Raw genomic sequence first — 26885 nt, 5'->3', positions numbered from 1 at the left:
CGCGCATGCGACACGACACCCTCGTCGACGCCATCGGAAACACCCCGGTCGTCCGGCTGCGGGTGGACGCTCCCGACGGCGTCGAGGTCTACGGCAAACTCGAACTGCTCAACCCTTACGCCATGAAGGACCGCGTCGCCCGCCGCGTCATCCTCGAGGCACGCCGCACCGGTGCGCTGCGAGAGGGCGCCCCCATCGTGGAGAGCTCCTCCGGCACCATGGCCCTCGGAGTCGCCCTCGTCGGCACTTACCTCGGGCACCCCGTGCACATCGTCACCGACCCCCGCATCGACCCCGTCACCCTCGCCAAGCTCGAGGCGATGGGCTGCAGTGTGCACATCGTGAAGGCCATGACCGCGCAGGGCTGGCAGAGCGCCCGCCTCGAACGCCTCGCCGACCTGATGCGTGAGCTGCCGGGCTCCTGGTGGCCGCAGCAGTACAGCAACCCGGACAACCCGGCCGCCTACCGCACTCTCGCCGCCGAACTCCTCGATGACCTGGGCACCGTGAACGTCCTGGTCGGCTCGGTCGGCAGCGGCGGCTCGCTCTGCGGCACCTCCGCCGCGCTCCTGGAACACCTGCCCGACCTGAAGGTGGTCGGCGTCGACTGCGTCGGCAGCGTGCTGTTCGGCCAGCCCGACGTCGCCACCCGTAAACAGAGCGGCCTCGGCAACAGCCTCCACCCCGACAACATCGACTACCGGCTCGTCGACGAGGTCCACTGGCTCTCCGACGACGAGGCCTTCGACGCGACCAAGAGGCTCGCACGGGAACAGAAGATCTTCGCCGGCAACAGCTCCGGCTCGGTCTACCGCGTCCTCACCCACCTCGCTGCCCGTGCCGCCCCGGGGACCCGGCTCGTGGGCATCATGCCGGACCGCGGGGACCGATACGCCGACACCGTCTACCGGCACGAGGCCGCGGGCCCGATCGCCGCCGCCCCCACCGAGGTGGCCTTCGGCACGACCGTCCACACCTGGTCCTGTGCGGCGCTTCCGCGCAGGGACCGCCCTGTCCTCCTTTTCGTCGAGTCCAACACCACGGGCACCGGCATGCTGGCCCTGCGCACCGCGACCCGGCTCGGCCTGGACCCGGTCCTCCTCACCAAAGACCCCGCCCGCTACCCGGGAATGGACGAGACGGGCTGTTCCACCGTCCTGTGCGACACCGAGGACGAGGCGGCCGTCCGCGCCGCCGCCGACTCGGCCGCGGCGGGACGCACCGTCGCGGGAGTCACTACCACCAGCGACTTCTACCTCGTCCACGCGGCGGCCCTGGCCCGGGCGTTCGAACGGCCCGGGCACGCTCCCGGCACCGCCGCACTCTGCCGTGACAAGTCCCTGACCCGCGCCGCCCTGAGCGAAGCGGGGATACCACAGCCCGCCCACGTCGTCGTCGGATCCGCAGAGGATGTCGCGGCCGCGGTCGCCCGCGTCGGACTGCCCTGCGTGGTCAAACCGGCGGACGGCTCCGGCTCGCAGGACGTGCGTTGGTGCGCCGACGAGGCGAGCGCCCTCACGCAGGCCGCGCACATCCTCGCCGCCACCGAGAACGTCCGGGGACAGGCGCGCGTCGGCAGGGTACTCGTCGAGGAGTTCGTGGACGCTCCCGAGTACAGCGCGGAGATGTTCTGCGCCGACGGCGAGGCCTTGTGCGTGGGGGTCACCGGGCGGACGACCACCGCACTGCCGTACTTCGTCGAGACCGGGCACGTCTTCCCGGCCGCACTGTCCACCGCGGTGGGGGCGGAGATCGCGCAGTGCGCCCGGCAGGCGCTCAAGGCGGTCGGCTTCGAACTCGGCCCCGCCCACGTCGAGGTCAGGCTCACCCCGGCGGGACCCGTCGTCATCGAGATCAACGGACGCCTGGCCGGCGGCATGATTCCCGAACTGGTCCGCGCCGCGACCGGCATCGACCTGCTGGATGGACAGCTCCGCGCCGCCACCGGGCGCCCCCTCGCGCTGACCGCGGACCGTGCGCGGCACGCCGGACTGCGGTTTCTGACCGCGACGGAGACCGGCCGGCTGACCGGCATCGCCGGTGCCGCGGAGGCTCTCCGCGTCCCCGGCGTCGAATCCGTCGTCACCACCGGAGTCCTCGGCCGCACGGTCCACCCGCCCCAGGACGCCTACGACCGCCTGGGCCATGTCATCGCCGTCGGAGCCACACCGCAGGAGGTCGAGACCTCCCTGGAGACCGCGACGGCACTGATGCGTGTGGAGACCGTCCGGGAGCCCTGAGGACTCGCCGCCGACCGGTCGTGAAGCACGCCGCCCGTCCCGGCCCCGAAGCCCCGGACCCGGACGCCGCGAGGTGCGCCAGGGGAGGGGCTGCTGCAACGGCCTGTCCGGCGGATCACTTCGCGGGGAAGCCGTGGTACGTCTTCGTGCCGGCGGACGGGGTGATGGGCGTGTCCCGCGGGCTTGGCCGCGTGGGGGAGCGTGCGGCCGCACGGCGGAGGAAGGCGGCAGGGCGGAGCCCCGGCGAGCGTCGGCAACGCCGCTGGGGGACTCCCACGCTTTCCAGGGCAGTGAGGAGGACGTGCCGGAGCCCGCCTCTGAGGCACGATCCGCCGGACTGCCCCTGCTGGGCCGGCGCGGCACGGGCGCAGACCGGTACCCCATGGCCCGCGCCCGCCACGTCCGTGGCGGGGCGCCGTGGCATGGCCACCGCTCGCGCGACGGTCATGCCACGGCGACCCGCCGTACGGCGGCTACGCGCCCCGCAGCTCCGGCCGGACGGCACCGCCCCCGATCCGCACACCTCGCAGTGCCTCCCGGGTATCGGGTAGGCGTCGCAGCCCCACCGCAGCCGTCGACGGGGACGCAGAGGGGGACATCACCGCAGGCGCCGTCGGGGCACCTGCCTGCTGCTGCGCCTCCCAGGCCGCGATGTGTGCTCGGGACCGCAGCCCCAGCGTGGTGCGGATATGGCGGATGTGCGTCTCGACGGTACGCACGGACACGTGGATCCGCGCCGCTATCTGACGGTTCGTCAGGCCCTCCACGATCAGCGCGGCCACGTCCCGCTCCCGCCTGCTCAGTGGATGTGCGGGCCCCTCGCTCCGGGGCTCCGTCGCTTCGTCGCCGAGCGCCAGAGCCAGCGCCTGCCGCCACGGCATCGTACGACCGGCCTCCAGCCAGGACTCGGCCCGGCCCACGGGCAGTGCCCGCAGCGCGGTGTCACGCGCCTCCTGGACACGCTGCCGCCACCAGCCGCTCTCCCCGAGTCCGCCGCCACGCACCCCTTCCGCCACGCCCAGCAGCCGTAATCCCCGGTCGAACCGGTAGCCGCGGGCCGCGACCAGTGCCAGGCCTTCCAACGCCCGTGCGGCGTCCGCGTGATGATGGGCGCGGCAGCGCAGGGCCTCGGCGAAGTGCTCCTCCGCCCGTTTCAAGTCGCCCTTTTCCACCGCCAGCGCGCCGGCGGTGGACAGGACGGAGCTCAGCCACTGCGGGGGCACCCCACCACGGAGTACGGGGAGGGCTCGTTCGAGCTCATGCTCCGCACCTGCCGGATCACCGTCCTCCAGCCGGTTCCGGGCGAGGGCGCCCCGGCTCAGCGCCACGAGGGTGTCGTGCTGCGCCCGCAGCCCGATGTCCAGGGTTTCCTGCAGGTCGTCGACCGACGCCCGGCACTCGTCTCGTGCCTGGTACAGGATCCCGCGGCCCAGCAGCAGCCGCCCCAGCAATGGTGAACGGCCCCGCTGTCGCTCCTCCCGCACTGCCTGGTCGATCAACCGTGCCGCCCCGTCGCCCCTGCCGACCAGAGCCGCCGCTTCCAGCGCGAGGGCGCGGTAGTCGGAGTGCGGCGAGGTCTGCTCCAGGGCGTGCTCCACGAGTCCGGCCACCTCGGCGTCCCGCCCCTGTGCCGCCTCCACCGTGGCCAACCCCGCGACCAGGAGCAACTGCCGTTCGTCGGATCCTTCTCCCAGTCGCCGGACCGCGTGCGCGAGATTGACACGCTCTTCGGCCAGCCGGTCCAGCGTCGCGACCGGCACCACGGCCTCGCTCCGCAACGGCAGGGACATCGTTGTCAGCCAGGCGACCAGCCGTTCGTACGTCGCCGTGTCCTCGCCCTCGGCAACGAGTCGCTCCTGCCCGAAACACTGCGTGGACTCCAGCATCCGGAAGCGCGAGGCGCCGCCGTCCCTGTCCGCCGGCGGGGTGATGACGGACTTCGACTCCAGGGCGACCAAGAGCTCCGGCAGCACCACCGCCGCCTCCGGCACGTCCGCCGTGACCGCCGAGACCGCGTCCGGCCCGAACCCGCCCGGCAGGATCGACAGCCTGCGCAGCAGAGCCTGTTCCACCGGGCCCAGCAGCGCGTACCCCCACTCCAGCGAGGCGCGCAGACTCTGGTGGCGGTCGTCGGCGAGCCGCCAGCCGTTCGTCAGGAGTGTCAACCGGTCGTGGAGCCGCGAGCGGATCTCGGCCGGCGGGAAGACGCGGATCAGCCGGGCGGCCATCTCGATGGGCAGCGGTAGCCCGTCCAGGCGTACGCAGATCTCGGCCACGTCTGCGGCGTTGTCCCGGGTGAGCCGGGAGTCCGGGGCGACCGCACGGGCCCGGTCCATGAAGAGAGCGACGGCGTCGGAACGCAGACCGTCGGCGAGCGAGTTGACGGACTCCGGGTCGCTCAGCGCCAGACCCGTCACGGAGAACACCGACTCGCCGGGCAGCCGCAGCGGCTCCCTGCTGGTGGCGAGCACACTCAGCCGCGGCCGTCCGGGGAGCAGCTCGGTCAGCAGGGTTCCGCACGCGTACAGCACATGGTCGCAGTCGTCCAGGACGAGCAGCCTGTCCTGGACGGAGGCCGCCGGGCCCTCTTCGGTTTCATCGCCGAGCGCGTCGAGGATGCGGCGGCGCACCTCGCCGGCGTCGGTGACCGTACTGAGCCGCACCACCGAGATCTCGCTCCGGCGGCCGCGCGCCTCCTGGCCGGCCACTTCCAGCGCCAGCCGGGACTTTCCCACGCCAGCGGGCCCGGTCAGCGTCAGCAGCCGTACTTCGTGCAGCAGGCGGGTCAGCTCGACGAGCTCCTCGGTGCGGCCGACGAAGCTGCTCAGTTGGGTCAGGAGTTCGCTGCTCAGCCCAGCCTCCACACCGCCGGACTTCTGCCGCAGCCGGTACGAGCGCTGACGGCAGGCGTTGGAACAGTAGCGAACCCGGGGCTGCGAGGTTCGGGACTGCTTGGTTCGGGTCAGTTCGGTGCCGCAGGTGTCGCACGTGACAGTAGTGGGGGTGGACATGGCACACACCTTTCATGGGGTCGGCGAGTGCAGTGACGTGCTGGATTTCGGTAGTCGAATCCAATTTCATGGAAACGAGAAATTACCGGTTAAAACCACATGGGAAATCGATGTGCTGAAAAGCGGCAGGCAGCGGGGGCGAGCACCTGGGATCGGATAGGTCAGCCGCTGGTGGACGGGCCCCAACGGCTCGGCGTCCGGCCTTGTGTGTGAGGGGTATCTGCAGTGCGGATGGTCACTATTGGATACCGTCTTTCTGTACTCAGACATGGGGCATCACGCACGCTGAATGCCGTGGCAGTGGGGTAGCCGATTCGTTCCGCGTGATTGCCTCAGAGCCTAGGAATGGTCTCCTCCGCTAGTCAAGCAATGTTTTGCATGCGTCCAAAAGACTGTGGTCGGAGGTTCGGTGGGGCGGTGTGCCCGTTTATCCGGCCTATGGAGCCCGCTTCATGCCCGTTTCGAAAAGTATTTCCAGGCCGTCCATCGCCGATTCGCGTCCGAACACTGTCCGGCGAACCCGTTTAGCGGGAGGAACGGCCCGGAATTTCTCCGTTTCTACGCCACGGTTCCTGACCGCCGGGCGTCGTGAACTCCTCCGAGAGGTCAAGTCCCGCCTCAGTCCCGGCGGCGCTCCTCTCTGTCACGGACGCAAGGAGCAGCGTCCTGCCAGGAACTGACGACTACCCACCGGAGGAAGCGCATCGCTCGGGCGTACACGCGCTGAGAGAGCCCGGCGCCTTTCCCGCAGCGGGCCCCTGCGGGCGACCTCGTCGAACCGGAAAGTTCGGACCGTGCGCGAACTAGGCGCCCCGGCATGGATGGTGTGCGCTGCACCCATGGAACCTGCAGGCATCAGACGTGTGCTTTCCGTCTGCCGATGCCGTGAAGGCGGCGTCCGAGGATGCGTGCTGCTTAAGCCATCGCGGCCTCGACCGACGCTTTGACCTTGGCTGATCGTACGGCGCAGCCTTCGCAGGACCTGGTGTCGGTCGAGTTCCTGTCGGATCAACAGGCAGCCCAGTACGCGGCGTTCAACGGAGCGCCGCCACGTGCGGAATGGGAGGAGGTACTTCTTCCTGACGTACCGGCCCTCGCCAGATCACCGCGAAGTAGGCGGAGCGCGTCGTGGACCCGCTCCACGGCGATCAGGCGAACGTCCCCTGCCCGGGGCACTCCGGGGTCACCAACGGTGGTGCACCTGGCCGCGGATCTTGTCGTCGTACAAAGCCTGGACGGCGTCGAGCGTCGACTGCGGCAGCGGAGCCAGAGTGGCGGCCTGGGCGTTGCCACGGACCTGCTCGGGGCTGCGGGCACCGGGAATGACGGAGGAGACGCCCGGCTGCTGGAAGATCCAGCGCAGTGCCGTCTGCGCCGAGGTGGCACCTTCGGGAGCCATCGCGGAGAATTCGGCGGCCGCCTCGACGCCCGTCGCGAAGTCGACGCCTGCGAAGGTCTCTCCCTGGTCGAAGGCTTCGCCGTGCCGGTTGAACGCGCGATGGTCGTCCGCGGCGAAGACCGTGTCCTTCGTGTACCGGCCGGACAGGAGCCCGCTGGCGAGCGGCACCCGGGCGATGATGCCGACCCCGGCCTTTGCCGCCGCGGGCAGTACCTCCTCCAGGGGCTTGAGCCGGAACGGGTTGAAGATGATCTGTACGCTCGCGGTGCCGGGGCGGGAGATGGCGGCCATCGCCTCCGCGCAGGTCTCCACACTCACTCCGTACGCCGCGATCCGCCCTTCCTCCACGAGGGTGTCCAGGGCATCGAAAGCGGCGTCGGAGGAGAACACCGGCGTAGGCGGGCAGTGCAGCTGCACCAGATCCAGCCGGTCCACTCCGAGATTGCGGCGCGAACGGTCCGTCCAGACGCGGAAGTTGTCCAGCGTGTACAGCGTCGGATCCAGCTCCACGCGACGGCCCATCTTCGTCGCCACCAGTACATCCGCGTCCGGGCGCCGGCGCAGGTACTGGCCGATGAGCTGTTCGCTGCGGCCGTCCCCGTACACGTCGGCGGTGTCGAAGAAGGTCACCCCGGACTCGACGGCGGCATCCAGCACCGCCAGGGCGTCCTCCTCCCTCACATCACCCCAGTCGGCCCCCAGCTGCCAGGTGCCCAAACCGACCACGGACACCTGCTGCTTGCTCCTGCCGAAGGCCCGCTGCTCCATGTTCCCCATCCTTTTCAATCCTTCTGCTGTACGTATGTGGCTGGTGAGCGACGACTGAGTGCCGAGACCTCTGCGCCTCCAGCCATGTCAATGGTGCGAGACATGAACGCACACGTCCAATAGGGGAAAGAGAACGAACTCATGGTCCAAGGGAGTGAACACGCAGGACATCGTCCTACTCGCGGAGACACGTCCGATGACGTCCGGTTGCCGGAGTCGTTGTCTGTGTGGACCGGCGGCGTTGACGAACTCACCCGCTCTCGTCCGTGGCGTAGACCATCCAATGACGCAGGACGTCCGGGATGTTGGCCGCGCGCTCGGTCACGACCGTGAAACCCTGGGCACCGAGCATGCCGACGACGGTTTCCAGACGGCCCTCGAGGTCCTGTACTTCGATCACGCACTGCCGGATCCGTCGCCAGTCCGAGTCGTCGAGTCCTTCCAGAACCTCTAACTCCGAGCCCTCGACATCGATCTTGAGCAGGTCAATGCGTCCTTCGGGCTCCCACTCGCGCAGTACATCGGACAATCGGAGCACATCCGCTTCCACCTCGACGGCGCCCAGGACCCGGTCCACCGCCTCCGGGCCGATCTGCTCCTCGACCAACTTCTTGTTGAGTTGCTTCTCCTCCGGATGCCGCGTGGAGTTCCCCGGCAACGCTGGAAAATAGGTGAACGCAACCTGCTCCTCCCGACACCGGCCGAGTGCGGCCCTCACCACGTTCACGTCAGCCGATCCGTACCTGCTGAGGTTCTTCAGGAGCGCCTGGTGGATGTCGGGGATCGGTTCGAGGGCCAGGACACGCGCATCCGGGCGCTCTCTCATGACGAAGAGCGAGAACATGCCCACGTTCGCACCGACGTCCACGACTCGTGCGGAATGAGGAATCCGAATGCCGTGCTTGAGGTAGTCGCGCTCTACGAACACCTCGTTGTAGATGAAGTGCATCTCGGAAAAGAGCGCACCTTCCGCATATGGCGCGAAGACATGAAAACCTTCGGCGACCTGGACGGGGCGAATGTCGGCCATTGATGCTCCTTGGGTCGTGGATCACCGCATTCGTAGCGCCTACCCCACTTCACGCATCGGAAGACCGTTGTCGGCACACGTCGTCTCAAGTACCGTCCGAAGCATGAGCCACGTAGCCATGGTCAGTATCGCCCACCACGGTCATGTGAATCCGAGCCTGGGAATCGTGCGGGAGTTGGTCAACCGCGGTCACCGGGTGAGCTACGCGATTCCCGACGAGGGCGACTTCGTCCAGAGAGTGCGCTCCACCGGCGCCGAGCCGCGCATCTGGGAATCGACGCTGCCGGCTGCCGGAGACGACCAGGCGAGGTGGGGCGAGACCCGGCTCGACGTTGCCGAGTTGTTCCTCCGCGACGCCATGCAGGCGCTCCCGCAACTCGAGGCGCTCTACCAGGACGTTCCAGACCTGGTGCTCAGCGACTTCTCCGGCTGGGCAGCGCAGATCCTCGCGCACCGCTGGCCCGTCCCCTACGTGCAGCTTTCCCCGCAACTGGTCCCGTGGGAGGGGTACGAGGACGAGGTCGGCGCGGAGCTGGCTCGGGAGCTGAAGTCCTGCGGGCGCGGCCGTGCCTACTACGCGCGTTGGCGTTCCTGGCTCGATGCGAACGGTCTCGACGGTGTCGACCCGGACGCCTTCATGAGTCGCCCACCGCGCTCGCTCGTCCTGATCCACCCCGCTCTCCAGCCGCACGCCGACCGAGTGGACACCCACCGCTACAGTTTCGTCGGGCCCTGCCAGGGCGACCGGACGGAGCATAAGTCTTGGACGCGCCCTGACGAAGCAATGGGCAAGCGAATCGCATTGGTCTCACTCGGCTCCAACTTCACGAGACGGCCCGCCTTCTACCGGGCCTGCGCGAACGCCTTCGCGGCGCTGCCCGACTGGCACCTTCTGCTCCAGGTGGGCAGGCAGGTGACAGCGGAGGAACTCGGCTCGTTGCCCGGCAACGTCGAGGTCAGCCGCTGGGTTCCGCAACTCGGGGTGTTGCGGGAGGCTGATGTCTTTGTCACCCACGCGGGTGCCGGCGGGGCCCAAGAGGGCCTGGCCACCGGCACCCCGATGCTCTGCGTACCGCAGGCCGGGGACCAGTTCGACAATGCCGCCAGGCTGGTCGGCCTCGGCGTCGCCGAACGTCTCGACACTGCTGACGCCACCGCCGAGACGCTGCGTACCGCTGTCCTGCGACTCGCCGACGAACCGGCCGTCGCCGCGCGCTGCGCCGACCAGCAGAAGCGGGCAGCGGGGGACGGATCCCAACGGGCGGCAGATCTCTTAGAGGCTGAACTGGCCCACTGATCATCGGGAACTGCCGCACGCGGGTGCGTCGCATGAGGGGACCGCGCAATGGCCGCCGAAGGGGTCAGCCACTCCAAGGAGCAGCACTCGTGAACGACTGGATCGTCCCATCGCCGCCGACCCGGACGCGCCGGTGTGCGTGATCGGCTTGCCGCATCCAGGCGGCGGCTGACGCTGGGTGGAGGGTCTGTTGGTGTGTGGGCTGGGCTGTCTGATCTGTTTGGCGAGGGGCTGGGCTTGTTTTAGGTGTTGGTAGCGCCTAAGAAGCCGTAGTCCTGTCGATCGTGAGGGCGGTTCTGGTCCAACAGGTTGCCTGGGCAGGTGATTTCGGCCGGTTGGGCGCATGAAGGCAGGACCTCCGGTGCAGTACGAGGGTTGCGAAGCCAATTCGTCTGCCCCGGAGCTCCTGTTGTCGCAGTTCTACGCCGTGTCGCCTGTTCTCTTCAACTCGGTGCGTTCTTCCTGCGATTGCCTCGCTCACCGGTTCGGGAACGCAGCCGACCAGCCGGATCGGGTCCCGGCCTACGGCTCGGACATGACCGACGCGCAGTGGACGGTGGTGCGGGACGCGCTGCCGGTGCCGCGGACATCGTGGGGGTTGTAGTGGATCTTCCATTTGCCGCCTCGGCCGGCGACTGGGGAGGGCAGGCCGCGGTAGAGGGCGAGGAAGTCCGCGTCGTAGGTGTGGTGGTGGATGAGGATGCCGGAGGCGGTGATGGCCTGCCAGCGCACAGGCAGCAACACCTGGGGAGTGTGGAGTCGCCCACCGGGGGTCAGTCGGTCGCGAGTTGGCAGACCTTTGCCGGCGGAGACGTGCCGAAGGACTCCACCAACGCCGACGGTGAGAAGACCAGCTACGCCTATGACACGGCGGGCAACACCAAGTCGGTGGCCCAGACCGGCACCGGCGGCGGCAACGTCTCCTGCACCTACAACCCCGCCACCCCCGACTGCGGCGGGTTCGAGGGCCAGCGGTGTGCGGCCGAGACGGAGATGTCCTCGTCCAAGACGGTGAAAACGTCCTTCACCTATGACGGCCAGGGCAATCTGGTCAAGGCGAGTCCGCCCAAGCCGCTGGGGGAGAGCACCTACACCTACGACAGCCTGGGCCGCACCGAGACGCTCACCGACGGCCGCAGCATCAAGATGGTCCTCACCTACGACCGTCTCGACCGCATCAAGACCGTCTCCACCACCAACGACACGGTGCGCTACTTCTATGACGACGGCAACCTCACCCAGCGCGACGACAACACCGGCACCATCAAGTACCAGTTTGACCCGCTGCAGCGCAAAACCGTCCGCACCCTGCAGGACACGGGGACGCCTCCGCAACGTGAGGGCATTCGGTATCTGAGCCCGGACCAGCAGCCGACCGGAGCGGTCGTGCCTCGCCGCGGTCCAAGACGGCCGGCGCGGAACACGGCAGCGGTCGGGGGTGTGACGTCGGGGACGCGCCTGGCACGGTCATTCGACGGCTAGTGCTACCACCGGGCTCACTCGCGCCGCGCGGTGGGCCGGCATCAGTCCGGTGAGTGTGGTCACGGCCGTGAGGCCGGCGAGGACGGCGGCCAGTTGGCCGTAGGGCAGGTCCAGCGGAGCGCCGAGGTTCAGCGCCTGGATCGTCAGCCAGGCGTAGGGCACGCCCAAGGCCAGTCCCAGGATGCCGCCGAGTACGCCGTACAGGCCCGACTCAATAGCGATCATGGTGCGCAGTCCGGCCCGGCTGAGTCCCAGCGCGCGCAGCAGGCCCGACTCGCGGGTGCGTTCCAGCACGGTGAGGCCGGTCGTGGTGGCGACGCCGACCACCGCGATCAGCACGGTGAGTCCGAGGAGCCCCAGTGCCGTGGTGGCCAACAGGGCGATGTCCTCGGCACTGCGCTCTCGGTCTTCGGCGAGAACGTTCAGTTTGATGCCGTCCTGGGTTCCGACGGCCTTCGTGATCGCCTCGCCCGCCGCGTTGCGGCCTTCTTGACCGCTTGGGGCGGCATTCGCCAGGACGGCCGTTGCCCGCGGGGGTCCTCCCGTTTTGTCAAGGTCGGACGGTGTGAGGACCACATCGGCGTTGAGCGGTCCTTGCGTGGTCAGGGTCGCGGCGATCGACACCCGGACGCCGCTCTGCCCGGATGTCCCCAGCGTGATGCTGTCGCCCGCTTCGGTCTCCAGCTCTCTCGCGAGTGCCGAGCCGAGGACCACGCGGCCGGGACCGAGGTCCCGTAAGTCGCCGGTGGCGGTGGTGAGCCGCGTCGCGGACGGCAGCTTCTGGGGGTCCAGGTCGATGGCGGACGAGCCGCCCGCGCCTGTTCCCCGGACGGTGATCTCGGTCTGCCGGTAGCCGGTGACGTCGGTGAGTTCCGGCAGTTTGCCGAGGCGGCCGACGAGGGCGGCATCGAGGCCCTGTTCGGGTCCGTAGAGGGAGAAGTCAGCGGGTGCCTGAGTCGCGAGCCGGCCGGCCTCATGGCTGCGCATGCTTGCGATGCCCATGAGTGTCCCGGATACCAGGGTGACACCGAGGGCGACGACCATCGACACGGCGGCGGCTCGGTACGGGGCGCCGCCGATCCCGCTGACGGCGAGCTTGCCGGTGGGTCCCAGCCGGCGCAGAGGCCGTCCGGCGCCGGCCAGCAACGGGCGGACCAGCAGGGGCCCGAGGGCGATGAGCGCCGAGAAGGCCAGGGTGCCTGAAAGGACCGTCAGGGCGAGGTTGCCCGACGACTCGTACGCCACGTCGTCCGGTTCCGGCAGCTGCACGAGGACGACAGCGACGAGCCCGGCGGCAGCCGCGGCCAGCGCCAGCCCGAGGTTGCGGCGTCCGCGGTCGACACCGCGCGCTGCGGAGGTCGCGGCGGTGCGCAGCGCCTGGAGTGGTGAGACTTTGGCTGCGGCAGCCGCGGGGGCAAGGACCGCGCCGACGGTGACCAGTACGGCGCCCGCTACCACCGCCAGGTATGCGCCCAGGGGTGCGCCGGGTGCCGAGAGATCCTGCCCGGCTGCGTCAGCGACGGCCGGGGCCGCGTGTCCGGCGCCGAACGCCAGGAGCACACCCGCAGTTCCGGCGACCAGACCCACCACCGCGCCCTCCAGTGCGAGGGTCCGGACGAGCTGGCGGCGGTGGGCTCCGATGGCCCGCAGCAGCGCCAGTTCCCGCAGTCGTTGCGCGAAGACGATACGGAACGTCGAGGTCGCGACGAGGGCGGCGGCGACGACGGCGACGGCCAGGAACATCGCCACGATCCGGAAGAAGTCCACGTACGTGTCGATCGCGGACTGGGCCTCCGCAGCTCGCACCTCGGTACCGGTGGCGGTCTCGGCGTGGATGCCGTGCTGGTCGAGCACCCGGGAGAGTCGCTGTGTCAGTTCCTGCGTGGACACCTCCGGTGCGGCGCGCACGTCGAGCCGGTCGGAGGCGCCACGGTGGCTCAGCGCGTTGATGACGGACGCGGCGGCGTAGGCCGTCTCCATCCGGTCGGAGCGAGTCTTTACTACGGCGGTGATGGTCGCGTCGACGGGCCTGGTCCCCTCGGAGCCGTCGTCCAGGGGGAAGAGCATGCGGAGGTGGTCCCCGGGCCGGATGTCCCAGTGGCGGGCTGCCTCTTCGTTGACGGCCACTTCGTGGCGGCCGTGAGGATATGTCCCCTTCACGACGTGGGCGCGGGCCAGCTCTCCCTTGCCCGGGTCCGCCTTCAGCTCGAGGAGCCGGTCGGAGATCCCGGCCAGCGGCACCTGGACCCCGGTGCGCGCGGAAGCCTCGGCCACGCCGGGAATTTGCCGGACGGCGCCGGTGACGGCGTCGGTGATGCCGGGGCCGCCCGGGTCCGCGGTCACGACCAGGCTGGTCGCCGACGGTGTGTCGCTGAAGTGGTCCAGGGTGGTGCGCACCGTGATCTCCTGGGCCAGCACGGCGCCGGCCACTACGAACGCGGCGATCAGTACGGACAGGCCGGTCAGGGCGAGCCGCCCCGGATGTTTCAGCGCACCGACCAGGTGAGCGCGCAGCAGGGCGGTGTGTGGTCCCCGGCTCATCGGGTGTCTCCCAAGGCCTGCAGCGTCCGGGTGATCGAGGCCGCCGTCGGCGCGTCGAGGTCTTCGACAAGCCGGCCGTCGGCGATGACGACGACCCGCTCGGCGTGGGCGGCGGCGTGCGCGTCGTGGGTCACCATGACGACGGTCTGGCCCAAGTCACGCACCGAGGCGCGCAGGAACCCGAGTACGTCGGCTCCGGACCGCGAGTCCAGGTTGCCGGTGGGTTCGTCGGCGAAGACGACTGCGGGGCGCAAGGCCAACGCGCGTGCGAGCGCGACTCGTTGCTGCTGGCCGCCGGAGAGTTCGGAGGGCCGGTGAGACAGCCGGTCGTGCAGGCCGAGCACGCCGACGAGGTGGTCGAAGTGGGCCTGGTCCACCTTCTGGCCGGCCAGGTCGAGCGGGAGCATGATGTTGTCGTACGCGGTGAGCTGCGGCAGCAGGTTGAACGACTGGAAGACGAAGCCGATTCTGTCGCGCCGCACCGCCGTCAGCTCGCGCTCGGACAGGCCGGTCAGCTCCGTCCCTTCGATCTGCACCTGTCCCGATGTCGGTCCGTCGAGACCGGCCAGGCAGTGCATCAGCGTGGATTTGCCGGAGCCGGACGGTCCCATGATGGCGGTGAACCGGCCGCGGTCGAAGTCGACGGTCACCCCGTCCAAGGCCCGCACCGCGGCATCATCCCGGCCGTACACCTTGACCAGGTCCAGTGCTCCGGCGGCCGCGAGACTGTGGTCGGTCGCGTGGAGGTCCATGGTCTGTTTCCTTTCCCGAAGGGAGAACACCGGGGGCCGGCTCAGGAACCGATGGGCGGGAAGCGGAGCGTGCGTCCCGAGTCAGTGCAGTGCGAGTTGGCTGTGTCCGCCGTCTTCTGCTGCACCGACTTCGAGGGGGCCTTGGCCTCGCCCGTGGCGTTGTCGGCGGCCCAGGACTCGTACTTGGCGACCTGCAGACCGAGGTAGCCGTCCGTCATGCCTTTCCGGCGCAGTTCCTGAGTGTCCTTCAGCCACTTCGCCACGTCCGCCTTGTCACCGGGCAGGTCCTGCGCCCCGTCGATGATCTTCTGAGCCAGTGCGCAGTCGGCTGCCGACGCCTGGCTCGGCTTGCTGCGCTCGTTCCACCAGTAGGCGCCGCCGGCTGCAGCAGCCAGGACCAAGGCAGCGATGATGCCGGTGATCCAGATCTTCGGGTTGTGTCGCCTTTTCGCAACGGTGCCGGGGACGGTGTCAGACATGAAAGCCTCCGCGAAATTGCTGGTGAACACGGGTTCGTGCCGTCGGCAATCTTTGTCGTGGAGGGTGCTCTGGCGCGTCGGACCGAGACACGAATCCCGTGTCACGGCGCGTGCGACCTGGAATGGATTCCTGCGCGGCGTCCTGTCCTACCGGGGTAGTACGCGCAAAGGGCCCGGGTCCTTCAGGTGGACGACGCGGGCTGCCCGCCGTGGCCGCCGGGCAGGGGGCCGGCCTGGCGGCCCGGTACAGGAGGGGTTACTGCGCGGCGCGAACCAGCCCCGTGTCGTACGCCAGCACGACGGCCTGCACTCGGTCGCGTAGCTCCAGCTTGGCGAGGATCCGGCCCAGGTGTGTTTTCACCGTCGTCTCGGCGACGTACAGACGATCGGCGATCTCCGAGTTGGACATTCCCTGGCCGACCAGTTCCAGCACGTCACGCTCCCGCCCGGTCAACACGGCGAGCCGCGAGTCGGCAGGGTCCGGCTCGGGGGCCAGCTTCCCGGCGAACCGGTCGAGCAGCCGACGGGTCACCCGGGGCGCCACCACGGAATCACCCGACGCCACCACGCGGATCGCGGCGAGGAAGTCCTGCGGCGGCACATTTTTCAGGAGGAACCCGCTCGCCCCGGCCTGCAGCGCGGCGAACGCGTCCTCGTCGGTGTCGAAGGTGGTCAGCACGAGCACCTTGGGCGGGTCGGGGCGCTCACACAGCCGCTTGGTGGCCTCCACACCGTCCATGACGGGCATCTGAATGTCCATCACGACGACATCGGCCACGACGGAAGCGAGAAGGTCCAGGGCGGCAGCGCCGTCGTCGGCTTCTCCGACGACGGCGATGTCCGGCTGCGCGTCCAGGACCATGACGAACCCGGCGCGCACCAGCGGCTGGTCGTCCACGACGAACACCCGGATCGGACTGTCCACGCTCATTCTTTGTCTCCTGTCGTCGTCCGTGCCGCCGCCGTCGGAAGCTCGGCCTTGATCTGCCAGCCGGGCCCGAGCCGGGGCCCCGCACTGAACCGACCGCCGTGCACCTCGACCTGCTCCCGCATGCCCATCAGCCCGTTGCCGCCGGAGTCGAGCGGCACCCTCGACGCGGAACCGGCGCGCTTACCCGCTCCGTCATCGATGATCTCCAACAGCGCGGTGGCCTCCTCGAAGGCGAGGGTGACAGCGACATGGGCGCCGGCGCCGACGTGCCGCAGGACGTTCGTCACGGCCTCCTGGATGATTCGGAAGAGCGCCAGCTCCACGGCGTTCGAGAGCCCGGCGGCGGGCTTTTCCCCCATCCTCAGATCCACCTGGATCCCGGCCGTGCGGGCCCGTTCCAGGAGGGATTCGAGATGGTCCAGGCCCACCTTGCGGCGGTCCTCGCCACCGGAATCCATTCCGCCGCGCAGCACCTTGACGATGTGGTGCATGTCCGCCAGCGCATCACGGCCGGTGTCCGCGATCGTCCGCAGCGCTTGCTGGGCCTTGGCGCGGTCCGTCTGGATCGCGTAGCTCGCACCGTCCGCCTGCACGGTCATGACCGACAGGCTGTGGGCCACCACGTCGTGAAGATCCCGGGCAATCTCAGCTCGTTCCTCGGCGGCGGCGAGCCGGGCGAGGTGCTCGTGCTCCCGCTCCGCGGTGACGGCACGTTCCTCCAGGACAGCCACGTAGAGGCGGCGAGTGCGCATCACGTACGCCGTCAGCCACACTCCCGCGCAGAGCGCGGCGAACGAAGCCCCCTCCACGAGAGAATCCCGGTCGCTCGGCGAGTGCAGGGAGAAGGTGTCCCGGTAGGCCACCACGACGCCCAGCAGGACGACGCCTCCCGCCGCGTACGCCTGCCATATCCGCTCGGTGTGGCTGACCACGGTCACCATCGCGATGAGCACGGCCGCGTCGTACAGCGCGATGTCATCGGCCAGCGGCTCACTCGGCAAGGTCGCCAGCAGGTGCTGCATCAGAGCCAGAGCGCAAACTACCGCCATCACGGTCAACGGGCAGCGCCGCCGGAAGACAACAGCCAGAGCCATCGCCAGACCGATGAGCCAGCCAACGCCCGTCTGCCAAAACGGTGTCGTGAAGGTGATCAGCACGGCTAGAGCAATGTCGTACGCCCGGTGCATCCCCGACGACGGTGGTATTCGGCCCAGCATTGTCAGGATGGTACGTGACCACGCAGACCACGCAGACCGAGGAGCCGGTCTGCGGGCTGCTCGGCCCTCCAGCGCGGAAGGACACGGCGGGTCATACCGTGCGCCTCGACGATCGCCATGGCGAGTGCCACAGCACTGCCGCCTCAACGGGATCCGCCCCATTGGAGGTTCAGGCTGCGTGACCAGCTAGTCCACCCGGCCACCGGCAGTGTTCCGGTAAGCGCTCCGACGGCGGCCTCCACGATCCTGACACGGATCCGCAAGGCCGCCGTCGTCGTGTGCCGGTTGAGTTCCCGACACGACGTGCACGCCGCGCGGCAGCGCCTGTGCGCCCCGTTGAACCAGCGCTGCCACCGCGGAGTCGTACTGCGTGTTCGCCAAGCCGGCCGTCCGGGCACCGTGACCCGTCCGGGAGTTCAGCCCGTCGGCGGTTGCGCCGGGCAGGCGAGGTCCTTGTGCGGGCGTTTCCCGTCCACCAGGAACGCCGTCACCGCGTTGTTGGCGCAGGTGTTGGTACCGAACGGGTACACGCCGTGGCCGCCCTGATCGGCCGTCACCATCTTGGTCCGGTCGCCCAGCGCCTCGCGCAGCTCACGGGCCCCGACGAGCGGTGTGCCCGGATCCTGCTCGTTCTGCACCATGAGGACGTTCGACGGTCCCTTGTCGCCGATCCGCACGGGCTTCTCCTGCGGCTCGGGCCAGAAAGCGCAGGGCGTGATGTTGCCCGTCGAACCGCCCATCATCGGGTACGCCTTGCGGTCGGCGGCAGCGCTGCGCTGGTATGCCGCGATGTCTTGCGGCCAGCGCGAGTCGTTGCACAGTACGTTCAGCCGGCTTGCCGCGATGTTGTCGGAGGCGGCTTTGGGGGGCTTGGAGGGCAGTGGTCCGCCCTTGTCGAAGGCCTGCCACAGCTTCGCCAGCTCCGGCATGCTCGCGTCCGAGAAGAGGTAATCGAAGCTGACGCCGCGAAACAGCGTCCCGTCGACGCCCTCCACCGGCTTCTTCGTCAGGCGCTCGGCCAGTTCGTCGTACTTCGCGGTCACTTCCTCGGGGGTGCGGCCCAGTCCGTACTCGGGCTTGCCCGCGACGAAGGCGGCGAAGTCCGGAAAACGGTCCTGCATGCCGCGGGCCAGTAGCCGGAACGCGGTCGCGTCGTACCCCTGCGGGCCCAGGTTGCTGTCGAGGAGGATGCGGTCACCGCGGTCGGGGAAGAGCGTCGCGTACACGCCCCCGAGATAGCTGCCGTACGACTGGCCGAAGTAGGAGATCTTCTCCTCCCCGAGGGCGACGCGCACCCGGTCCATGTCACGCGCGGTGTTCGCGGTGGACATATGCGGCAGCATGTCGCTGGTCTTGGACTTCCCGCACTGGGCGGCAAGGGTCTTTGCATACTTGGCCTCGCGGGTCACGTCCGCCGCGTTCGTGGCGAAGGCCGGGAAGTTTCCGCGGGCCAGCTGCTTCTGCGTCATGTCGCAGGTCACCGGGGCGCTGGCGCCGACTCCGCGCGGGTCCATGCCGATGATGTCGTACCTGGCCTGCACGGCCTTGGGCAGTTTCGCTTTCGCCAGCAACGCCGGGTGGCCGAGGCCCGGCATTCCGGGGCCGCCAGGGTTGGTCAGCAGCACCCCGCGTCGGTGGTCCGGGTCGCTGCTCGCCATGCGGGTGAGAGCGATACGGATGGTTCGGCCGTCCGCATCGTCATAGTCCAGCGGGACCTCCAGGCTGCCGCACTGCAGGCGGGGGGCTGCGAGCTCCTTCGGGCAGTCGCCCCACTTCAGCCCCGCCTTGTCCCGCTGCTTTCCCTCCTTCGCCTCCTGCGCCGCTCGCGCGCGTTTCTCCGCCGCCGTGAGGGGGCGGTTCCCGTCCTCGTCCGGCCACGCCGCGAGCGTCCCGGCCGCCGCGATCGCCAGTCCCGCGACGGTGCCCAGGGTTACGGAGAGTGTTTTGCGCTGCATACGAGGTCCTTCTGTGAGCCCGTTCCACCGGAGTTTCCGGCACAGTCCCACTGTCGGTCCGGCTCTGCGGCGGTGCATCACCCGGCGGTACCCGCTCGCCTTCGCCCTGGGGCGGGGCGCACCTCGCCCCAGGGCGAAGGCTTCCGCGTCTCAGGGCGGAGGCGTCTGCGTCTCAGGGCGGAGGCAGAAGAACAGTACGGGCGGGACGACGGCCCGTGCCTGCAAGCGCTGCGCACCGGTGAGGAAGTCCTCTTCAGTGACATGACCGAGGAGACCCAGGTGGGCTGACAGGCGAGGTGCTGTGATCAATCCTCGTAGCGCCGACGCGCGAGATGGACGGTGATGTCGGCGGCCATCTCGACTCTGTCCGGCAGCACCTGCATGATCCGGCTGAATACCTGCTCTCGCTCCGCGGTAGGCAAGACGAGATAAGTCGAGATGGTGGAGAGATGGCCAACGTAGTCGCGAGCGCTCATCGTCATGCGCCGTTCGATCACGGACTGCTGAACGCCGGTGAACCATGCGGACCGTTGCAGCTCCGTACCGGGCCACTGCATCTCGTGATCCGGAGGCGTCCCGTCAGGCGACGGAATCTCGTCGCTCTCCAGGAACGGTGCACGCGCCGCGCGGACAGCTTCCTCCAGGGCCGGGTCAGTCAGGCGAAATGGCCCGCCGCATGAGGCGAATACGCCACCCGGTTCCAGCAGCGCGGCCATGCGCGGCCACCGGCCCTCCGGGTTGGTCCAGTGCAGCGCTGCTGCCGCATAGACCAGCCCATACCGTTCGACCGGTCGCACGTCCTCGAACGCGGCTTGCACCGTCTTGACGTTCGCCGGCACGTGCTTGCGCAGTTCGGCGAGCATGGAGCGGTCAGGGTCGGTCGCGGTGACCATGACCCCTCGTTGAGCGAACAGGCGGGTTGCCTTGCCTGTCCCAGCGCCGATCTCGAGGGCGGTCCGAACCGGGTGGCCCGCGAATGCCATCACCATGTCGAACAGCTCCACGGGATACCCCGGCCGGAACCGTTCGTACGCTTTCGCTACCACTCCAAAACTCGACGCGCGACCAGACATGCCCAGCATCCTGACACGAGCTGATGCCTCATGAGACACATCAAAGTCTAGAGAACGACGCTCACAAGTTGATCATTTGGAGGGCTGGGGAGATGCTTCGCTGCCATGCCCGGTCAGGGCAGACAACCGCGTCCGCTCAACTCTTCAGCGCAGAAGCCTCGTTGGCTCCGTTTCGTGCCGCATTCGACCTGCCGCATGCTCTGGTCGAGTGGGTAACGAGGGGTTGCGCAGTTGTTGGTGGCCTTGGATGGATGGGTGGTGTTGTCCGTACTCAGCTCTCGCTGGATGCCGCCGATTTGTAGTCCGTGATGTCATCGGGGGTCACCAGGCCGTCCTCGATCGCTCGGGCCAGCATGTCGGCCTTGGTCGGGGCGGTTCTGCCGACCTGGGCGTACTTGACTCTTGCCCGGCGGATGTAAATGTCCACTGTGTGGACCGAGACGCCCATGCGCCGGGCCACCGAGGCCTTCGACATGGACTGGAACCACCACAAGAGAGCTGTACGTTCCTGGGGGGAGAGGCGGGGCCGGCTCGCGCCGCGGTCGCCGACGAGGACCCCGGCGGCGGTCGGGGTGACGTAGGGCCTGTCGCCCGCCGCTGCCAGCACCGCGTTCACGAGGTGCGCCCGGCCCTCGTTCTTCGCGACGAACTCGCACGCGCCGGCCTCCAGCGATTCGAGGACCACCCGCTGCTCGGTGAACTGCGAGAAGGCGATGACCCGTTGACCCGCCGCGGCCAGCGTGGCGATGTCGTCGACGACGAGGCGGCCGTGCAGGTTCAGATCGAGAATGAGGACGTCCGCGACACCGGGCTGCACATCCACGGCTTCGCCGGTGTGCCGTACCGAGATCCGCGGCTCCTGGGACAGCCAGACCTGGATGCCTTCGATGACGACGGGGTGGTCGTCGATGAAGGCAACGCTCAGGGAACCGGGCGTAAAGGCCATCGAGTTTCCCACCACAGCTGTTCCTCCTCCTGGTCGTACATGGAGGATGTGGTGAGAGGGCTCGCCGGTTCCACACGCGTCTCAGCGGGTGCGTCGGCCACCACGCTCACCGCGACCTCCTCGGGTGTGGTCACCACGGTCAACCGTGCCTGGGTGGCGGCGGTCGCCAGGACCAGCAGGGTCCCTTCCGTCAGTTCGCGGCGGACGGTCGACGGCAGGTCGGGCAGGTCGCCGTAGCTCAGCAGGGTGACGCGTACGCCACGCCGCTCGGCGACGTCGGCGCAGGCCCGCAGCTCGTGCAGGAGCGGGTGCGGGGTGTCGTCCGTCTCCACGAACAGCCTGCGCAGGCGGGCCGCCTCGACGGCCGCGCGGCGGCGTACGACGGTGTCTCCCGGGTCCAGGCGGCTTTCGGCGAGACCTCGCAGCAACGGTTCGACCCTGATACGCAGGTACGCGTAGCGGCGCCGGCGCTCGGTATGCACGGTCTCGTCGGCGGTGGCCCGGGCGAGGTGCTCCGCCTGCGCGGCGGCGATCTCGGTGGCCTCCCGCGCACCGTCGTTGAGCTGTCTTACCAGATACGCGAAGGTCAGCTGGATACCGGCGGTGACGTACACCGAGGCCAGCAGACGGGAGAGGGTGACGTGGTCGAGTGCGCCGTCGGCGGCCAGGAAACCCACCGTGACGGCCGTGTTGGCGCCGAGCAGGGTGATCAGTTCCCACAGCGGGCGCTGCATCAAAAGCAGCATGCCGAACCAGCCCACGGTGTTCCACGCCCAGCTCGCGTCGCTGATCGCCCCGCCCGGCGGGTAAGCGGTGGCGGCGGCCACGCCGGTGACCAGCGCCGCCCCCGCGAGGATCCGCGCGGTGCGCGCGCCGAGCGCGGAACGCAGCAGCAGGACGGAACCGATCGTCTGGATGAGCGTGAGGGCCAGCCAGGCGCCTGCGGCGACGGCCGGCGGCTCGTACACCGGCCAGCTCTTGAGCACCCGTATGGAGTCCAGGCCCAGGTGCCAGACGCCGACGATCGCCACCAGCCCGATGTCGACGACCTTGCCGAAGCGGGTGGCGACCATGCCCTCGACGGCATCCTCGACGGCGTTCGCAACGGCGGCCTCGGTGACGTCTTCGGTGACGTTCTTGACCGCATCGGCAGTCATGGTTCCCACCTCAGCACGACTCGTGTGCCGGAGCCGGGGGACGATGTCGCACGGGCGCTGCCGCCCACGGCGGTCATCCGGCCCTGCACCGATTCGCGCAGACCGCGCCGGTGCGCGGGAACGGCCGCGGGGTCGAACCCGCGGCCGCTGTCGCGTATTTCGACGGCGACGCCCCCTTCCCCGATGTGTCGGGCCGCGACCCGGGCGGCGCGGGTGTCCGCGTGCCGGGCCACGTTGGCCAGGGCCTCGGCGGTGCCGTGCGCCAGGGCTTCCACGACCTCGTGGGGCAGGTCCAGCGGCGGCACGTCGAACTCGACGTCCAATGCGGGCAGGCCGACGCGCCGCGTCAGTACGACGGTACGCAGCGCGACATCCAGTGGTGCCGGGCTGTGCGCCACGGCGCGTGCCGTGTGTGGGTGTGCCTGCAGGCCCTCGATGACGGCCAGGTCGGCCGCGGCCCGTTGCGGCAGCGCGGCAGAGTCACGGGTGATGCTGCCGGTGCCCACCATGGTGAGCGTGGCGAGCACGGTGTCGTGCAGCAGCCGCTGCTGGTCCAACTCGTCGGTGCGGGCGGCGGACCGGGCACGTTCCGCCGCGCGGGCGGACGCCTCCTCGGACAGCGCGAGGTCCGCCCTTCGCGCTCCGCGTCCCAGCAGGGCCACGACAGCGGCGGCGAGCAGTCCCTGGAGCACCAGCACCACGGAGGCGTCCCGTACGCCGGCGCCCATCGCGTGGGCCGCCGCGATGGCGATCGTCGAGGCCGCCGCCAGCGGCAGGCGCAGCGTGAACTGGGCGATGAGCACTCCGGTGCGGGCGACCATGTCGATCCATCCGGAGCCCGCACTGGCTTCCAGGACCTCGGCCGGGACCAGGCTGCCTTGCGCCAGGCAGAGCGCCACGACGATGACGGTGTCACCGGCGTAGAGCCAGGTACGAGGATGTGGCCTCAGCGTCAGAACGGTGAACAGGCCGCTCCACAACAGCAGTCCGACGACCGCGACGGCCACCCACACCGACCGGGCGGGCGGTGCGAAGCCGACCACGGCGACCAGGGCCGCGCCGAGGGCACCGGCCGCACGCAGGACAGCGGCCAGGCGCGCGAACCGGCGCCGGAGTTGGAGCTGGGCGGGTCCTTGCGTCAGGGCGACGCTTCCACCGGAGGGATTCCCGCTTCCGCCGAGAAAGGCAAGGGGATTCGCCCCGTTCCTCACAGTGTTTCCCCCGCATGCGGATGAGATCTGTCCGTCAGCCTAGACGAACGCGACCGCGCAGGACAGAGGCGAAGAGGCACAGAGGCGGAGAGCCACGGAGGCGGAGATGCGTGGAGGAGCAGGGGCGGGCGCGGGGGCCGGCTGCGGGGACGGCGGCGCTGTCACGCGTTCACGTGACATGTATTTCTCCGGTCGGTCCCTTAATTTCAGACCAAGCGTTCAGCAAAAGCAACTCATCACACATCACGGGGAATTCACATGCAGAGGTCATTGAGACGGCTCACGCTGTTTCTTTCCGCGATGCTGGCACTCGCCGTCACCATGCTCACGGTCACGCCGGCCAGCGCGGCGCCGAGCCACTCGAACGGATCGGGCAACCGGGTCATCTTCGTTCACGGGTTCGCGCCAACCGGAAAGCACGACTGCTCCAAGTACTTCTCGTCCGCCCGGACGCATTTCAAGAACAAGAACTGGAAGGGCAACCTGCTCACCTTCGGCTACTACAAGGGCGACAAGAACTGCTCGTACACGTACAAGAACGGCACTCGCAACAAGTCCCTCAACACCGTGGCCAAGGTGTTCGCGAACTACGTCGCCTCCAACTACTCCAACAACAACAAGAAGGTCGACGTCGTCGCCCACTCCATGGGCGGTCTCATCGTCCGCGCCGCCCTCTACCACAGCAGCAAGGGCACCCCGGGCTTCCCGGAGAAGCTCTACATCGAGGACGTCGTCACGCTCGGCACCCCGCACGGCGGAACCAAGGCGGGCTACGCCTGCAGCAAGATCTTCGCGCAGTGCAAGGAAATGAAGCCGAAGAGCGCGTTCCTCAAGAGCCTCGGAACGATCATGCCGAAGTCCAACAAGCGAACCCGCTGGACCACCGACTGGACCACCGTGTCGTCGTACAACGACGGAGTCGTCTCCGAGGCATCCGGTATCGCCGGCGTCGCGAAGCACGAGGTCCAGTACAAGGCCGGAATCGGCCACAACGAGCTGAAGAGCGTCCGCACCGGAAGGCACAAGAGCAGGATCAAGCACCCCAATTGGAGTGCCTGGTCCAACCGTGTCTCTCCCGTGGAACAGGCACGCCTGGCGGTGCTTTTCTCCTCCACGACGTGATCTCCGGTTCCCTCGCGAACGAACAACCTACCGGGATTCCCGTGACATACCGCGGGGAGTGTCTGCGTGACGCGTAATGCGCAACGGAGGTGCGGCCGTCCCATCAGGGGCGGCCGCAGTTCTCTGGTTTCGTACCGTGACCGAGGAGAAGGAGATTCTCGGAGCGTTGGAGTTTCCGCCGACCGCTCAACTCGGCCGAGGCGGTGTCGTGCCAGGCTGAACCAGGCCGCATTGATATGCCGTCGCGACTGCCTGAGCGCGGTCCCGCGCAACGCATCATCATTTTCTGCACGACCGGCTGTTCCCTGCGCGTGCGGGACCGGGGGTACCCGGCTGTATCGTGAGCGGCCTGTCCCCACGGTGTCATGAGAGGGATGGGGCTTCGGCAGTCAGGACAGAATCCGTCTCCGACCTCTGCAGTGACCAGCTGGACCTGGCATGTCAGGTCGTCACACCGGCGCAGCCCGCAGGTTCCTCGGTACAGCAAGGCCTACTCGTCGTCGCCCAACCCGCGGACGTGGTCGGCGCGGCGCAGCCAGCCGACGTACTCCAGCTCGTTCCCACAGGTCTGTGCGCTGGTGCAGATGCATGCCGCGCAGCAGCCCGTGCAGTCCCCAGCGGACGCCGGTGATGTCGAGCCGGTCTCCGATCGCCGACCGGCTCGACATCGCCGGCGCATGGCGGGCCGAGGACGCTCGAGGAGGCCGACGACGGACAAAGCCACTGCGGCCGAGGGGGGCAGCCCTCATGCCGGCAGGGGAGGTGGTCGCAGCCCTACCACTTCAGGCGCCCTCCGAGGACGAACTACGGTCCTGCTGGAATTCCAGGCGCGACGCGACTGCTGAGCGGAGCCCCGGTCCGGATCCAGCGGCGCCGGACACCACCACACACGCCGCCGCCCGGACGCCACCGATTTCACCCAGCCGTACCACCGATGGGAAGCAGGGCCCATGACCGTCAGTCTCACCATGTACGACACCCCGCGACCGCGTAAGAGCGCGCAAGCTACCGGACTCCTGGTGCCGCCTCTGTATCCCGTCCACATCGCGGGTCCGGGAGTGCAGCCCCACGTCCTGGCGCACGTGGAGCGCGAACTCCCGCCCGGCGGCATCCCCGCGTACCGCGGCGACCGCAAGAGGGGGGCCCGATCCTTCCTCCTGTGGGCCGACGAGGGGCGTGCGCAGACGCTGGCCCGTCTGGTCACGCAGTCCACTGAGGGGCACCGTGTGACCTACCAGGTGCTTGACGCCTACGGGCAGATCATCGGCACCATTACGCGGCGGAAGGCGTTCAGGGGCGGCGGGTTGCGTGTCCGCTGGACGGTGTCGCAGGCCGGCGGGCCGGACGCCGTGGGCTACAAGGGACGGCTGTTCTGGTGGGTCTTCTGCTGGCTGATGTCTCCTCTGCTTCCTTTCGCCCTCGTCGCCGCCGTGCTGGATAGCGGCGACCTCCCGCGCGCGCCACGGCGCGTGAGATGGCGTGCAGACGGCCGGATGGCCATGGAGCACAAACCGTCGTCCAACGCCGTACTGCTCCGTGATCCAGGCCTTGATCCCCGGGTCGGCGCCGCGCTCACGGCGCTGCTGGCGTCATTCAGGGGCTGGTATCGGACGTCATGGGACGACCAGAAGGAATAACTGGGTGTTTTGATTCCGGCTTGCTGGCATTAATCGGCTTTGGTCAGGGAGTGCTCGGACGGCTATGACCTGGATGTGTCGGAGTACCTGAATGACCTGTCGATTCGTAGCCTGCTGCAGGGGATCGTGGATGACCCGGCAGTACAGGCCCTTCCCGCATACTCGTGGTTCTCCTGCGAACTCGACCGGATTGACGAGGTGTTCCGTGAGCTCCTGGCTGATGGCCCACTGATCCGCCCGGAGGAGCAGCGCTGGTGGCGCCGCTCTTTGCCTCCGGCTGGAGGGCAGGATTTCGTGGATGACGTACGGGACCGGTACCACGTCGAGCTGAGGATCGTTGACTGATGATCTCAGCCGAGTGCCCGGATAGATGCGTGGGGAGCAGGAGAGGCAGAGCTCATAACCGGAACTTGGTGCGATGCTCTGGTCAAGCGTCACCGGCCAGGTCACGCAACGTGTTCGTGGGCGGCGGACGAGGGCGGGTTGAGGATTCTCCGTGACGGCGGTACGGAGGCTGGGGAGGCTTGGCCGCCCCTGCGGGTCAAGATCGTGCGGCATGGGGTCGGACACGATGGCTGAATGTGGAGGCGACCTGCCTGGGGTGTGGCTCCCTCACAAGGAGCCACACCCGTCAGAG

General features: G+C 68.8%; 20 protein-coding genes. 6 read left to right on the top strand and 14 right to left on the bottom strand.

The genetic code is table 11. The features are described from left to right. Positions 1–5: 5 nt before the first annotated feature. Complete coding sequence (locus tag ACWFRJ_RS42635; RefSeq protein ID WP_453544117.1) at positions 6–2240, top strand: pyridoxal-phosphate dependent enzyme; 2235 nt, start codon at positions 6–8, stop codon at positions 2238–2240. 473 nt (positions 2241–2713) lie between these two features. Here the strand turns inward: ACWFRJ_RS42635 and ACWFRJ_RS42630 are convergent, their stop codons facing one another. The 3 genes from ACWFRJ_RS42630 to ACWFRJ_RS42620 all read right to left on the bottom strand — a co-directional run bounded on the left by ACWFRJ_RS42630 (position 2714) and on the right by ACWFRJ_RS42620 (position 8448). Further along, positions 2714–5251: an ATP-binding protein gene (locus ACWFRJ_RS42630; RefSeq protein ID WP_453544115.1), complete on the bottom strand. Its 2538-nt coding sequence runs from the start codon at positions 5249–5251 to the stop codon at positions 2714–2716. Positions 5252–6434: 1183 nt separating this feature from the next. Further along, complete coding sequence (locus tag ACWFRJ_RS42625; protein ID WP_453544167.1) at positions 6435–7418, bottom strand: aldo/keto reductase; 984 nt, start codon at positions 7416–7418, stop codon at positions 6435–6437. Between the two features lie 250 nt (positions 7419–7668). Continuing rightward, positions 7669–8448, bottom strand: a complete 780-nt coding sequence (locus ACWFRJ_RS42620; protein ID WP_453544113.1) for an FkbM family methyltransferase — start codon at positions 8446–8448, stop codon at positions 7669–7671. A gap of 103 nt (positions 8449–8551) precedes the next feature. On the opposite strand from ACWFRJ_RS42620, the gene ACWFRJ_RS42615 reads away from it, so the two are divergent. Beyond that, complete coding sequence (locus tag ACWFRJ_RS42615) at positions 8552–9745, top strand: macrolide family glycosyltransferase (RefSeq protein ID WP_453544111.1); 1194 nt, start codon at positions 8552–8554, stop codon at positions 9743–9745. Positions 9746–10267: 522 nt separating this feature from the next. On the opposite strand, the gene ACWFRJ_RS42610 is transcribed toward ACWFRJ_RS42615, so the two are convergent. Beyond that, complete coding sequence (locus tag ACWFRJ_RS42610) at positions 10268–10489, bottom strand: hypothetical protein (RefSeq protein ID WP_453544109.1); 222 nt, start codon at positions 10487–10489, stop codon at positions 10268–10270. A gap of 69 nt (positions 10490–10558) precedes the next feature. On the opposite strand from ACWFRJ_RS42610, the gene ACWFRJ_RS42605 reads away from it, so the two are divergent. After that, on the top strand, positions 10559–11227 hold the full coding sequence (locus tag ACWFRJ_RS42605; RefSeq protein ID WP_453544107.1) for a hypothetical protein: 669 nt from the start codon (positions 10559–10561) through the stop codon (positions 11225–11227). Here ACWFRJ_RS42605 and ACWFRJ_RS42600 read toward each other — a convergent pair. The 10 genes from ACWFRJ_RS42600 to ACWFRJ_RS42555 all read right to left on the bottom strand — a co-directional run bounded on the left by ACWFRJ_RS42600 (position 11213) and on the right by ACWFRJ_RS42555 (position 23489). Next, positions 11213–13768 (bottom strand): FtsX-like permease family protein, encoded by a 2556-nt coding sequence (locus tag ACWFRJ_RS42600; RefSeq protein WP_453544105.1) that lies wholly within the window; start codon positions 13766–13768, stop codon positions 11213–11215. The two genes, ACWFRJ_RS42605 and ACWFRJ_RS42600, sit on opposite strands and share 15 nt — an antisense overlap. Beyond that, complete coding sequence (locus ACWFRJ_RS42595; RefSeq protein ID WP_453544103.1) at positions 13765–14520, bottom strand: ABC transporter ATP-binding protein; 756 nt, start codon at positions 14518–14520, stop codon at positions 13765–13767. The genes ACWFRJ_RS42600 and ACWFRJ_RS42595 overlap by 4 nt, the downstream gene beginning before the upstream one ends. A 41-nt stretch (positions 14521–14561) precedes the next feature. After that, positions 14562–14999, bottom strand: coding sequence for a hypothetical protein (locus ACWFRJ_RS42590; protein ID WP_453544101.1), 438 nt, complete (start codon positions 14997–14999; stop codon positions 14562–14564). A 256-nt stretch (positions 15000–15255) separates the two neighbouring features. Then, the gene (locus ACWFRJ_RS42585) at positions 15256–15930 is read right to left on the bottom strand and encodes a response regulator (protein ID WP_453544099.1); all 675 of its coding nucleotides are present in this window, start codon (positions 15928–15930) and stop codon (positions 15256–15258) included. Next, complete coding sequence (locus ACWFRJ_RS42580) at positions 15927–17117, bottom strand: sensor histidine kinase (RefSeq protein ID WP_453544165.1); 1191 nt, start codon at positions 17115–17117, stop codon at positions 15927–15929. Before ACWFRJ_RS42580 ends, ACWFRJ_RS42585 begins: the two co-directional genes overlap by 4 nt. 446 nt (positions 17118–17563) lie before the next feature. Further along, the gene (locus tag ACWFRJ_RS42575) at positions 17564–19102 is read right to left on the bottom strand and encodes an alpha/beta hydrolase (protein ID WP_453544097.1); all 1539 of its coding nucleotides are present in this window, start codon (positions 19100–19102) and stop codon (positions 17564–17566) included. 305 nt (positions 19103–19407) lie between these two features. Further along, positions 19408–20106: a class I SAM-dependent methyltransferase gene (locus tag ACWFRJ_RS42570; protein ID WP_453544095.1), complete on the bottom strand. Its 699-nt coding sequence runs from the start codon at positions 20104–20106 to the stop codon at positions 19408–19410. A 340-nt stretch (positions 20107–20446) separates the two neighbouring features. Further along, positions 20447–21121 (bottom strand): response regulator, encoded by a 675-nt coding sequence (locus ACWFRJ_RS42565; protein ID WP_453544093.1) that lies wholly within the window; start codon positions 21119–21121, stop codon positions 20447–20449. Then, a complete protein-coding gene (locus tag ACWFRJ_RS42560) occupies positions 21097–22278 on the bottom strand; it encodes a hypothetical protein (protein WP_453544091.1) in 1182 nt (393 codons plus the stop codon). The genes ACWFRJ_RS42565 and ACWFRJ_RS42560 overlap by 25 nt, the downstream gene beginning before the upstream one ends. Beyond that, positions 22275–23489 (bottom strand): sensor histidine kinase, encoded by a 1215-nt coding sequence (locus ACWFRJ_RS42555; protein ID WP_453544089.1) that lies wholly within the window; start codon positions 23487–23489, stop codon positions 22275–22277. Before ACWFRJ_RS42555 ends, ACWFRJ_RS42560 begins: the two co-directional genes overlap by 4 nt. A 300-nt stretch (positions 23490–23789) precedes the next feature. Between ACWFRJ_RS42555 and ACWFRJ_RS42550 the strand changes: the two genes are divergently transcribed. From ACWFRJ_RS42550 to ACWFRJ_RS42540, 3 genes are all read left to right on the top strand, one after another. Next, positions 23790–24611, top strand: a complete 822-nt coding sequence (locus tag ACWFRJ_RS42550) for an esterase/lipase family protein (RefSeq protein WP_453544087.1) — start codon at positions 23790–23792, stop codon at positions 24609–24611. Between the two features lie 950 nt (positions 24612–25561). Further along, a complete protein-coding gene (locus ACWFRJ_RS42545) occupies positions 25562–26248 on the top strand; it encodes a hypothetical protein (RefSeq protein ID WP_453544085.1) in 687 nt (228 codons plus the stop codon). A gap of 75 nt (positions 26249–26323) precedes the next feature. Then, positions 26324–26593 (top strand): hypothetical protein, encoded by a 270-nt coding sequence (locus ACWFRJ_RS42540; RefSeq protein ID WP_453544084.1) that lies wholly within the window; start codon positions 26324–26326, stop codon positions 26591–26593. Positions 26594–26885: the final 292 nt, after the last annotated feature.

It is taken from the genome of Streptomyces sp. NPDC055239, from assembly GCF_053606205.1.
Note: the sequence above shows the minus strand (reverse complement) of the source record. Positions and strands in the feature narration are given on the sequence as shown.